Raw genomic sequence first — 10,655 nt, 5'->3', positions numbered from 1 at the left:
CGACTGTGCTCGGTGATTGATCCGGGAGATCAGATCACCACTTGGCTAGATAGTTCCCCGATTTGTGCAACAAGGCCAAGAATCCCAAGCACATCACCTTCGCCGCGCCGGTCGTCACCTACCTGATGACCATGCTGGCCGGGACCGGTCACACCGCCTTCTCCACCCTGCCGGTGATCGCCGAAGTGGCCAAGGAGCAGGGCATTCGCCCCTCCCGTCCGCTCTCCATCGCGGTCGTTGCCTCCCAGATTGCCATCACCGCCTCCCCCATCTCGGCGGCCGTGGTCGCTTTCTCCGGCATGCTGGAGCCGCTTGGCGTCGACTACCTGACCCTGCTGGCCATCTGCATCCCGTCCAGCTTCATCGCCTGTCTGCTGGGGGCCTTTATCGCCAACCTGCTGGGCAAGCCGCTGGATCAGGACGAAGTCTATCTGGAGCGCAAAGCCAAGGGACTCATCAAGCTGCGCGGTACCAGCCAGGTTGAGATCAAGCCTTATGCCAAGCTCTCCGTCGGCATCTTCGTCGCCTCCATCGTGGCCGTGATGGCCTATGCCACCGCCATCTCCGGCAACGTCGGCCTCATCAGCAGCCCGCCGATCCCCCGCGATGGCGCCATCATGGGCATCATGCTCTCCGCCGCCACCCTGATGGTACTGTTCTGCAAACTGGACGCGGCCCAGATCACCAACATGCCGACCTTCAAGTCCGGTATGTCCGCCTGTATCTGCGTGCTGGGCGTGGCCTGGCTGGGCAACGTCTTCGTGAAGGGCAACATGGTCGAGATCCAGGCGTTCGCCGGCGATCTGCTGAGCCAATACAGCTGGCTGCTGGCCGTGGTGCTGTTCTTCTCCTCCATGCTGCTCTACTCGCAAGGCGCCACCACCAAGGCCCTGATGCCTGCCGCCCTGGCACTGGGTGTCAGCCCGCTGGCGGCCATCGCCTCCTTCGCCGCCGTGAGCGCCCTGTTCGTGCTGCCGACCTACCCGACCCTGCTGGCCGCGGTCGAGATGGACGACACCGGCTCCACCCGCATCGGCAAGGCCGTGTTCAACCACCCCTTCTTCATCCCGGGTGTGGCCACCATCGCCATGGCAGTAGCGCTCGGCTTCTTCTTCGGTGGTCTCATCCTCTGACCGATGAACCACCCCATGCAAAACGGCCCGAACGGGCCGTTTTTTTTATGCCAGGCCACCGCCGGGCGCCCATGAAAAAGCCGCTCCCGGGAGCGGCTTTCGTCATCCTGGCGGCATCCTCAGGCCGTGGTCTGGCGGGTACCGAAATAATCAGCCAGGAAGTCGTCGAACGACAGGCTGTCACTGCGTTCCCGCTCCCGCTGCTTGGCCAGGGAGTCCCGTGCCTCGCCGGCAAAGTAGGCCTCGTCCCAGTACTGCAGCTCGCCGGCCAGCATCTCTTCCCGGTAGCGGCTCGCCAGCGCATCGCCGAAGCAGCCGTTGTCCTGGCCGCTTGAAAGCAACTGCTTGAGCAGGCGGGCGGAGTAGGTCTGCTCGGGGTCGAGCAGCTTCTCACGGTGCATCGCCAGCGTCTCGCGATAGCGGTTGCGACCGCAGCAGCGATCCAGCAGCGCTGCGACCTCGGCCAGCTCGTCGAACAGCTTGAGGCCGTACTCCTTGAGGCCGATGGCATTGCCCTGCTCATCTTCAAGCGTCAGGCCGGGGCGACGCCCCTCCAGCACCACCTTGTTCTGGTTGCGGCGGTTGCGGGCAACCTCGTCATCCGAGAGCACGGAGGACGGGCGCAACAGGCACCAGACCAGGAAGAGATCGAAGAAGCGGATCTGATCCACCTCGATACCGAACGGGGTAAAGGGATTGACGTCCACCGTGCGCAGCTCGATGTATTCGATGCCGCGCTGCTCCAGCGCATCCGAGGGCTTCTCGCCACTGCGGGGAGTACGCTTGGGGCGGATCGGCGCGTAGAGCTCGTTCTCAAGCTGCAGCACGTTGTCGTTGAGCTGGCGGTACTCGCCGTTCACCTTGACCCCTATCCTGGCGAAGTCGGGATCATGGGTATTGATGGCCCGGCGCAGGCTGCTCACATAGGCGGGCAGGCTGTCATGACTGATCTTGAGCCCCGCCTGGGCGCTGTTGGTGTAACCGAGATCGGACAGGCGCAGGGCGGTTGCATAGGGCAGGTAAAGGGTGCCCTTACCGGTCTTCTGGAACGGCAGGCTGCTCTTGCGCCCCTTGAGGAAGGAGTCGCAGATGGCAGGAGACGCGCCGAACAAATAGGGCACCAGCCAGCCGAAGCGGTAGACGTTGCGAATAAGCCCCATGTACTTGTCGGAGATAAAGCGCTGGCTGCAGCAGCCCTCTCCCACCAGATCCTGCCACTCGCACCAGAAGCTGTCCGGCATGGAGAAGTTGAAGTGCACCCCGGCGATCACCTGCATCAGGCTGCCGTAGCGGTTCTTCAGCCCCTGGCGATAGAGGGTCTTCATCCGCCCGATGTTGGAGCTGCCGTACTGGGCTAGGCGGATGCTCTCCTCGTCACCGACGAAGCAGGGCATGGAGAGGGGCCAGATCCGCTCCTCTCCCAGATGATGAATGGTGTGGCGGTGAATGTCGCCGAGCTGCTCGATCAGGCTCTCGATGGAGTCGGTGGCCGGCGTGATGAACTCCAGCAGGCTCTCGGAGTAATCGGTGGTGATGTTGGCATGGGTCAGGGCCGACCCCAGGCTTCTGGGGTGATCGGTCTGGGCCAGGGTCCCTTCGGGGGTGATGCGCAGACATTCGCGCTCGATCCCGCGCCGGATCCCCTTGAGGGCGGTCACCCGTTCCGGGGTGCCCAGCGCAGCCAGCAACTCGGTGAGCGACAAGCTAGTAGTAGTCATATTCACGGCTCATGTGTGGCCGCCCCACCCGGGGCGGCACTTATTGTTGCGACGCCCCTCAGGGCAGTTGCAGTGGATAGATGGGAAGATGAAGCTCGCTCAGGGGTTTTTCAAGCTTTTGCTTGTCTCCCACCACCACAATCACCATCTCGGCCGGATCCAGCCAGCGGGCTGCACTGGCCTTCAGCGTCTCGGGTGACACCGTTTTGATCAGGTTGTTCTGGGCCTGCACATAGTCCGGCTTCAGGTCGTACATGATCATCTGCAGCAGGAAGCCAGCCTTCTGCCCCAGGGTCTCGTAGGAGAGCACATCCTGCTGGGAGACGGCGCTGCGCATGTAGGCCAGCTCCACCGGGGTCGGCCCGCTCTTGCGGTAGCCGTCCATCTCCTTGAGGAACTGGCGGATGGCATCCACGGTCGCATCGGTGCGCACATTGGCGCCGGTCGCGAAGACCCCCGCCTCGCGGTTGGCCTGGAAGCCCGAGCTGGCACCATAGGTGTAGCCCTTGTCTTCCCGCAGGTTGAGGTTGATGCGGCTGTTGAAGTTGCCACCCAGGTTGAAGTTCATCAGGTTGGCGATGAAATAGTCTCCCGTGGTGTCAAACGCCATGGCGCGGCGGCCGATGCGGATCACCGACTGGGGGGCCCCCGGCTTGTCCACCAGATAGATGCCTGGCTTGGCCTGCTCTCCCCCGGGCTTGAGATCCCCCAGGGTCGGGGCGGCCCCCTGCCACTGGGTCAGGAAGGCGAGACCGGATTCCACCTGCTGGGCGGTCACATCACCTGTCACCACCACCTTGGCATTGGCCGGATTGTAATAGGCCTCATAGAAGCGCTTCACATCCGCCAGGGTCAGCTTCTCCACGTCCGCCAGCGCCCCGTCAGAGGGTTGGCCAAGGCGGTTCTGCTTGCCATAGACCAGTTCGCGGAACGCCTGACCCGCCAGCCACTCGGGTTGCTGCTCGCTCTGTTTCATGCCTTGCAGCATCTGGGTCTTGAGCCGCTCGAAGTCCGCTTCCCGCAGGCCGGGTTGCAGCAGCACTTCCCGCACCAGCGCCAGGGTTTCGGGCAGCTTGTCCGCCAGACTGCTGATGGTGATGAGGTTGTTGTACTGGGCGCTGGAGACGCTGATGCTGGCGCCGAGTTTTTGCAGCTCGTCGCTCAGCTCGGCCTCGGAGAGGCGCGTCGTCCCCTGCTCCAGCATGGCGGCGGTAAGACTCGCCAGCCCCAGCTCTCCCTTGCCTTCGGCCCGGATGCCACCCGGCAGGGCGATCATGATGGAGACGGCCGGGATCTCGTCGCTGTGGGTGCCGATGATCTCGATCCCCTTGCCGAGCTTGCCACGCCAGATGGCGGGCACCTTGACACTCACCGCATCGGCCGCCTTAGGCTGCACGCTGCGATCGAAGTCATCTTTCACCGGCCGCTCGGCAAGCACCTTGTCATGCTTGCTGTAATCCGGCAGCTCCCGCTTGGCGGGAGTGAAGTTCGGGGTCGCGGCCTGCCAGTCGCTCTTGCCCTTGGGCACCACGCTCAGCACCACGGCAGGCTTGTTCTGGATGAACTTGTCGTAGGCAGCCTTGACGTCAGACCCCTTGACCCGGGCGATGGCATCCAGATTCTTGAACACATAGTCGGGATCCCGGGCCAGCACCTGCCCCATGGCAAGCTGGCTGACCTTGCCCTCAATACTGTCGAGTCCCCAGATGGCGGACGCGCGATAGCTACTGATGGCCTTCTCCAGATCCGCGGGCTTGATGCCGCGCTGGGCGAACTCGCCGATCACCTTGTCCACCTCGCCCTTGAGGGTCTTGAGGCTGCCATCCGCCGCCGGATTGGGGTAGGCATAGACCGTCAGGGTACAGGCAAGTTCTTCGCAGGAGTGGGAGGCACCCGCCTCGATGGCCTTGCCGGTTTTCACCAGGGACTGGTAGAGCATGGAGCTGGCAGAGCCCCCCAGCACATCGGCAAAGATGTCCAGCGCCGGCTCCTGCGGGTCACCCAGGGAGACGGTCGGGTAGCTGATATACAGGAGCGGTAGATGCACCTTGTCTTCCAGCGTCACGTAGCGGGTTGCCGGCAGGGTGGCAGGCTGAGGCGTCGGTTCGGCCACGTCCGGACCGCGCGGGATGGAACCGAAGTACTGCTCAATCCAGGCCAGCGCCTGCTTGGTATCAAAGTCGCCGCCCAGGGTCAGGGTCGCATTGTTGGGGCCGTACCAGCGCAGGAAGAACTGCTTGAGGTCGTTGACGTCGACCCGGTCGAGATCCTCCACATAACCGATGGCTTGCCAGGAGTAGGGGTGGGTGCGCGGATAGAGTGCCTCCCCCACCCGCTCGCCCACCAGGCCATAAGGCTGGTTGTCGATGCGCTGGGCCCGTTCGTTCTTGACGGTGGCGCGCTGGATCTCGAACTTCTTCTGGCTCACCGCATCGAGCAGGAAGCCCATGCGATCCGCCTCCAGCCAGAGCACCTTCTCCAGCTGGTTGGCCGGCACGGTTTCGTAGTAGTTGGTGCGGTCCTTGTTGGTGGTGCCGTTCATGTCACCGCCCGCCTCGTTGATGATCCGCATGTGTTCCTGATCACCAACGTGCTTGGAGCCCTGGAACATCATGTGCTCGAAGAAGTGGGCAAAGCCCGACTTGCCCACGGTTTCCCGGGAGGAACCGACGTGATAGGTGACGTCCAGATGCACCAGGGGATCGGAGTGGTCGGGGGCCAGGATCACGGTCAAACCGTTGTCCAGCTTGTACATCTGGTAGGGAATGCCGAGCTTGCCCTCCTGCTTGACCTGCTCGGACACGAGGGTCGGGGCCGCCAGCACGGGAAGGGAGAAGCCCAGCAGCATGCTTAATGGAATGAGTTTGTTCACGGGTACCTCGTGAGTGACAAAAGGGCTAGAAGATCTGACTGGCCAGCAGAAACACCAGGGCATAACGAAGCAATTTGCCGAGCCCGATCAAGATGAGGGAGCGCCAGAAGGAGAGGCGCAGCCAACCAGCCAGCAGACAGAGACCATCGCCGACCACAGGCGTCCAGGCAAGCAGCAGACACCAGTGGCCATGACGTTTGAGCCAACCAAGGGCTTTTTGTTCCCCACGGCCTTGAAAATCTTCCGGTTTTTTCTTGTGGGTGGCGAGCCAGCCGAGCCACCAGGTGGTCATGGAACCCAGGGTATTGCCCAGCGTCGCCCAGAAAAGCAGGCTGGTCATGCTCCACTCCCCCTTGACCGCCATGGCGCCCAGCAGCACTTCCGAGCTGCCGGGCAACAGGGTGGCGGAGGTGAAGGCACTCAGAAACAGCCCTCCCAGCCCCATCCCGGTGAAGTCTATCATCCGGGCTGGCCGTCTGCGGCGGACATGCGCAGCAACAGCTTGCCGCGCACATGGCCCTGCTCGATGGCCTGATGGGCCAGCGCCCCTTCTGCCAGCGTGTATTCACCGGAGACGGTGATCTTCACTTCCCCCTGGCGAAGCAGCGTCAGCATCTGGGTCAGCTGCGTTCGATCGGGATGGACCAGCATGCCGACAACCTCGACACCGAGCTCGGCCCCCGCGTCCTTGATCTGCTGGGCCGTGATGGTGGGTACCGTCACCAGACGGCCGCCCGGCTTGACGCAGGCCAGCGCCGCCTTGCCGCTCTCGCCCCCCACCAGATCCAGCACCAGATCGAACGGACCATCGGTGATCGCCTCGGTGCACCACCCGGCCTGGTGGTAATCCACCATCCGGCTCGCCCCGAGACTATGAAGGAAGCTGTGATTGTCGCCGCTTGCCGTGGCAACCACGTGGGCACCATAGGCGGCGGCAAACTGCACCGCCAGATGGCCGACGCCACCGGCACCGGCCAGGATCAGTACCCGTTGCCCCGACTGCAAGCCACCGTGCTCCAGCAGCCCCTGCCAGGCGGTGAGTCCCGCCAGCGGCAGGGCCGCTCCCTGCCTGAGGCTCACCCCATCGAGCTTGACCAGCTCCTCCTCGCGGGCCACCACGGATTCGGCATATGCACCGGCGGCGAGGGGGAAACCCACCATGCCGCACACCAGTTCCCCCTCGGCCAGAGAGGTCACGCAGGGCCCCACCTTTTCCACCACACCGGCCACGTCATAGCCCGGCGTCCAGGGCAGGTTGTCCTTGTTCTGGGCGGCCGCCCAGCCGAGACCGGCCCGTGTCTTGGCATCGATGGGGTTGACCCCCGCAAAGCAGATGCGCACCCGGACTTCTCCCTCCGCGGGCACCTTGTCCAGGGAAGGGTTGAGCCTGAGTACCGAGGGGTCGCCGAATGCGGTAATCTGTAGCTGCGTCATTGCACAATCCATCCTGTTGATTGATCAAGGGTCAACAGAATAACAGCGAGGACACCATGGCTCGAATGTTTCTTATTCCTCTGTTGCTGGCCCTGGGGTGGTGGGCGTTTCTGCTCTACTTCCGCATTCCGCTCAAACAGGGGGCAAAGGGCTTTTACTGGATCATCGGCATCGGCGGCGGGCTGGCCGCCTTCCTCAGCCTGATGATGGTGCTCACTCACTAGGGTTCAGGGACAAGGGGGAAGAAGAGAAGATGCTGCAGGGACTGAACCATCTCACACTGGCAACCGGCAATCTCGACAGCAGCGTTGCCTTTTATGTCGACTTGCTGGGATGTCGCCCCAGGGTGAGATGGGCACGGGGAGCCTATCTCACCCTCGGCGATCTCTGGCTCTGTCTCTCCTGCGATCCTCCCCAACCGGCCAGAGATTACAGTCATGTCGCGTTTGGCATCTCGTCTGAACAGTTTCCAGCTTTCTGCGCCCGTCTGCGCGCGGCGGGCGTCGTGGAGTGGAAGAAGAACAGCAGCGAAGGGGATTCACTCTATCTGCTGGATCCCGACGGGCACCGGCTGGAAATCCATGCAGGCAACCTGGATAGCCGGCTCGCCTCCCTCAGACAGCAACCCTATGAGGGTCTTATCTGGTTCGACTGAGCCGGATTCACCCCTGCTCGGCACGAAGATGGTAGTGACGATTGCTGCCCTGCCCCAGCACGCCCTGCGCCAGCAGATGCTGGAACACCCGGTCCACCTCCTCCAGAGACAGTGACAATGCCTCTGCCACCTTGCGTTTGCTGCATTTGAGCTCGCCGCTCTCCAGCGCGCCGCGCACCTGGGCGACCACGGCTGGCTCGGGCACGGGTCTGCTGAATGCTGACGGCTCCGGGGTCGGCACTGCGACCAGGGCCTCGGCTTGCGCCTTCTCCCGTTGCCACATCCATTGACGGCGGAAGCGGTTCTCCTCACCGATCAGGCTGACGAAAAAGGCACCAAACGCATCGAGCAGGATAGACAGGAAGCAGACCAGCAGGAACTGCACCTGGCCGATGCTCATGCCCACCCCGTCCGCCAGACTGCTCATCAGCCCCAGCATGGAGGACTGCTCCCCCAGCGGCTTGGCGTCCCGCTCCTGGCGCAGCTCGTCCTGACGCAGCCTGAGCTTGGTGTTGGCCTGCTGCAGACCGCTGACGCCGCTCGAGATACGCGCCATCTCGATGTATTTGCGGGCCGCCTCTTCGTTGAGCTGGATCTGCCGCTCTATGCTGGCTATCTGCTCGTCGAAACGGGCTATCTCCCGCTCGTGACGCGCCTGCTGGCTCAGGATGGTGTTGGTGGCGCTGTTGATGCCGCCGATACTGCCCCCGATGGAGATGGCAGCGAGAACGCTGTAGAACAGCAGCGACCAGAAGGCGCCGCCCAGATCCCGCCTCGCCTTGCACTCGCCGTACTCGTACCAGACGTAGAACTTGCCCAGCTCGAAGATGATGGCCAGCCCGCCGAACAGCCACTTCATCAGGGGGTTTTCGTCGATGGAGAGAAACAGCAGCAGGGAGAAGACGATGGAAGCCAGAATGGCCAGCCCGGTAAAACTGTAGACAGTCGTGAGGGCGAACCATCCCTTGGGGTAACGCAATGCGGCGCAAGCCTGAGTAGTCATGATGAAACGGGAAACATCTGCAGGAAAAGTTGGCTGCCGATTATAGTCGCCACTCCCCCGGAGAGAAGGGCAAATCCCCGAATTCCCGCCGATGGACGATCAGCTGCCCAGAGTGCGACCAAAACGTGCAAATCGGCAGCAGAAAAACACTACAATCGACCCCGAACCTGAAGGACATCTGCGGTTATGCTCGGGTTAAGCCCGCCGCATTACACTCTTTTCCACCGAACACGACTCGAGGACATCATGAACAGAACGACGGCTTTGTTGCTCTCTCTTTTTCTGATCACCGGTAGCGCCCTGGCACAGGACGATGGGAGCCAGACCTTCTCCGTGGATGCGCTGACCTTCAATCTGGACTGGAATGACACGCAGTTTGACTGGTCCCAGAGCAACTGCTTCGATCTCGGGAGCGGTGACGCGGCCGCCGCCGACTGCAAGAGGACCAACCTCAATCTGGAGGACGAGACGCAGCGCAACCAGCCCCCCAGCACCAACCAGATCAGCACGCAACCGGATCAATGATCCCCCTGACAGGAGCCTTGATGCGATGACCCACATGACCATGACTTCCCGCGGCGCACTGCTGCTCTCCCTGCTTCTGGTTCAGGGAATGGCCTTTGCTGCCCCCCCTTCCAAACACGATGACGACATCCGGATCTCCACCGACCAGGGCCGGGTAAGCCTGGATTGGGACGACAAGGAGTACGAGTGGTGGCAGCACAACTGCCTGGATGTCAGCACCCGGACCAGCCGCATCCAGCTCAACTGCGACAACATGGATGGAAAATACCGCGACCATTACAACCGCAGCATTCACAGTGGCAACAACCCGGGTCAGGGCCATGACAAGCCCAGGAACAAGCACGGCGGCAACGGCCACCAAAAACACTGACCAGCATGCCCATGGACATGGTTGAGGGGCCTGTGGCCCCTGGAGTCATGTCCCCTACCAGTAGTTTTCCATGCTGATATTGCCGGGGGCGCGACGCAGGTTCTTGGCAAGCCCCAGCCCGAGCAGGGTCTGCTGAGTCTCTTTCACCATGGCGGGGTTGCCGCAGATCATCACCTGGCTCAACTCGGGGGAGAAGTTCAGCCCCACCCTCGCCTGCAAGCTGCCATCGACGATGGCTGCCGGGATGCGCCCTGCCATCGCCTCCGGCCAGGTCTCACGACTGACGAAGGGAACATAGCGAAAACGCTCGCCATGCTGCTCGGCAAAACTGGCGATAAGCGGCTGATAGCTGAGCTCTTCCCCTTTTCTCACCCCATGTACCAGCACCAGATGCTCGAAGCGGTCGAAGACCTGTCCTTCTGCCAGCATGGCGAGGAAGGGGCCGATGGCGGTGCCGGTTGAGAGCAGCCAGAGATCCCGTCCCGGGGGAATCTCATCCAGGGTCAGGAAACCGGTGGCCTGGGACTGCACCAGCAGGCCGTCGCCCACCTGCAGGGAACCGAGAGAGGGGCTCAGTTCACCGCCGGGGATCTCCACCAGATAGAATTCGTGATAGGGCGTGCCGGGAGGATTGACGAAGGAATAGGCACGCTGGACTCGACGCTCGCCCTGCTCCAGGGCCAGCTTGGTGAATTGACCCGCCTTGTAGGGGGCAAGTTCCGCCTCCACACGCAGGGAGAGCAGGGTGGGTGTCCACTCGATGCGCTCGATGACCCGACCTTCAACCCAGGCAGCCATAAAGGTTCTCCTCCAGAGGAACAGACCTTCACTTTACCCCTTGATCTGAAAATAAAAAACCCGCGCATGTGCGTAATGCCAGTCAGTTAAGCCTGACTGGCATTGTTTTTACTAGGTTTTCTCGTCGCATACTTCTGTGGTTTGGCT

At 62.4% G+C, this 10,655-nt stretch carries 10 protein-coding genes and 1 pseudogene; 5 read left to right on the top strand and 6 right to left on the bottom strand.

All coding sequences use genetic code 11. The annotated features are described in order from the left end of the window. Positions 1-77: 77 nt before the first annotated feature. Positions 78-1,133, top strand: a pseudogene (locus tag OKB81_RS16880) (anaerobic C4-dicarboxylate transporter); the annotation flags it as partial. 119 nt (positions 1,134-1,252) lie between these two features. Here the strand turns inward: OKB81_RS16880 and gshA are convergent. Genes gshA through OKB81_RS16860 form a run of 4 tightly spaced genes read right to left on the bottom strand, consistent with a single transcriptional unit; the run spans position 1,253 to position 7,157 of the window. Beyond that, positions 1,253-2,851: a glutamate--cysteine ligase gene (gene gshA, locus OKB81_RS16875; RefSeq protein WP_160838892.1), complete on the bottom strand. Its 1,599-nt coding sequence runs from the start codon at positions 2,849-2,851 to the stop codon at positions 1,253-1,255. Positions 2,852-2,909: 58 nt separating this feature from the next. After that, positions 2,910-5,723 carry a M16 family metallopeptidase gene (locus OKB81_RS16870; RefSeq protein ID WP_160838890.1) on the bottom strand — a complete coding sequence of 938 codons (2,814 nt, stop codon included), beginning with the start codon at positions 5,721-5,723 and terminating at the stop codon, positions 2,910-2,912. Between the two features lie 25 nt (positions 5,724-5,748). Beyond that, positions 5,749-6,186: a YqaA family protein gene (locus OKB81_RS16865; protein WP_029313803.1), complete on the bottom strand. Its 438-nt coding sequence runs from the start codon at positions 6,184-6,186 to the stop codon at positions 5,749-5,751. After that, entirely contained in the window at positions 6,183-7,157 is a 975-nt protein-coding gene (locus tag OKB81_RS16860) for an NADP-dependent oxidoreductase (RefSeq protein WP_160838888.1), read from the bottom strand. Before OKB81_RS16860 ends, OKB81_RS16865 begins: the two co-directional genes overlap by 4 nt. A gap of 56 nt (positions 7,158-7,213) precedes the next feature. On the opposite strand from OKB81_RS16860, the gene OKB81_RS16855 reads away from it, so the two are divergent. Both OKB81_RS16855 and fos read left to right on the top strand, forming a co-directional pair. After that, a complete protein-coding gene (locus OKB81_RS16855; RefSeq protein ID WP_005308905.1) occupies positions 7,214-7,381 on the top strand; it encodes a hypothetical protein in 168 nt (55 codons plus the stop codon). Positions 7,382-7,410: 29 nt separating this feature from the next. Next, positions 7,411-7,812 (top strand): fosfomycin resistance glutathione transferase, encoded by a 402-nt coding sequence (gene fos / locus OKB81_RS16850; RefSeq protein WP_270662299.1) that lies wholly within the window; start codon positions 7,411-7,413, stop codon positions 7,810-7,812. A 7-nt stretch (positions 7,813-7,819) separates the two neighbouring features. Here fos and OKB81_RS16845 read toward each other — a convergent pair whose 3' ends face one another. Next, a complete protein-coding gene (locus tag OKB81_RS16845; RefSeq protein WP_052814584.1) occupies positions 7,820-8,815 on the bottom strand; it encodes a hypothetical protein in 996 nt (331 codons plus the stop codon). Positions 8,816-9,061: 246 nt separating this feature from the next. Here OKB81_RS16845 and OKB81_RS16840 point away from each other — a divergent pair, with 246 nt between their 5' ends. Both OKB81_RS16840 and OKB81_RS16835 read left to right on the top strand, forming a co-directional pair. Beyond that, positions 9,062-9,340, top strand: a complete 279-nt coding sequence (locus tag OKB81_RS16840; protein WP_052814585.1) for a hypothetical protein — start codon at positions 9,062-9,064, stop codon at positions 9,338-9,340. A gap of 25 nt (positions 9,341-9,365) precedes the next feature. Beyond that, positions 9,366-9,710 carry a hypothetical protein gene (locus OKB81_RS16835; protein ID WP_010673122.1) on the top strand — a complete coding sequence of 115 codons (345 nt, stop codon included), beginning with the start codon at positions 9,366-9,368 and terminating at the stop codon, positions 9,708-9,710. A gap of 54 nt (positions 9,711-9,764) precedes the next feature. Here OKB81_RS16835 and OKB81_RS16830 read toward each other — a convergent pair whose 3' ends face one another. Continuing rightward, entirely contained in the window at positions 9,765-10,508 is a 744-nt protein-coding gene (locus OKB81_RS16830; RefSeq protein ID WP_052814586.1) for a ferredoxin--NADP reductase, read from the bottom strand. Between the last annotated feature and the right edge of the window lie 147 nt (positions 10,509-10,655).

It is taken from the genome of Aeromonas sp. QDB56 (genome assembly GCF_027705505.1).
Taxonomy (GTDB): domain Bacteria; phylum Pseudomonadota; class Gammaproteobacteria; order Enterobacterales; family Aeromonadaceae; genus Aeromonas; species Aeromonas caviae.
This window is presented reverse-complemented; position numbering and strand designations above follow the sequence as displayed.

Bases quoted from the DNA above. Each gene is read 5' to 3' on its own strand.
- gshA (WP_160838892.1), bottom strand. From the start codon at position 2,851: ATGACTACTACTAGCTTGTCGCTCACCGAGTTGCTGGCTGCGCTGGGC.
- OKB81_RS16865 (WP_029313803.1), bottom strand. From the start codon at position 6,186: ATGATAGACTTCACCGGGATGGGGCTGGGAGGGCTGTTTCTGAGTGCC.
- OKB81_RS16860 (WP_160838888.1), bottom strand. From the start codon at position 7,157: ATGACGCAGCTACAGATTACCGCATTCGGCGACCCCTCGGTACTCAGG.
- OKB81_RS16855 (WP_005308905.1), top strand. From the start codon at position 7,214: ATGGCTCGAATGTTTCTTATTCCTCTGTTGCTGGCCCTGGGGTGGTGG.
- fos (WP_270662299.1), top strand. From the start codon at position 7,411: ATGCTGCAGGGACTGAACCATCTCACACTGGCAACCGGCAATCTCGAC.
- OKB81_RS16845 (WP_052814584.1), bottom strand. From the start codon at position 8,815: ATGACTACTCAGGCTTGCGCCGCATTGCGTTACCCCAAGGGATGGTTC.
- OKB81_RS16840 (WP_052814585.1), top strand. From the start codon at position 9,062: ATGAACAGAACGACGGCTTTGTTGCTCTCTCTTTTTCTGATCACCGGT.
- OKB81_RS16835 (WP_010673122.1), top strand. From the start codon at position 9,366: ATGACCCACATGACCATGACTTCCCGCGGCGCACTGCTGCTCTCCCTG.
- OKB81_RS16830 (WP_052814586.1), bottom strand. From the start codon at position 10,508: ATGGCTGCCTGGGTTGAAGGTCGGGTCATCGAGCGCATCGAGTGGACA.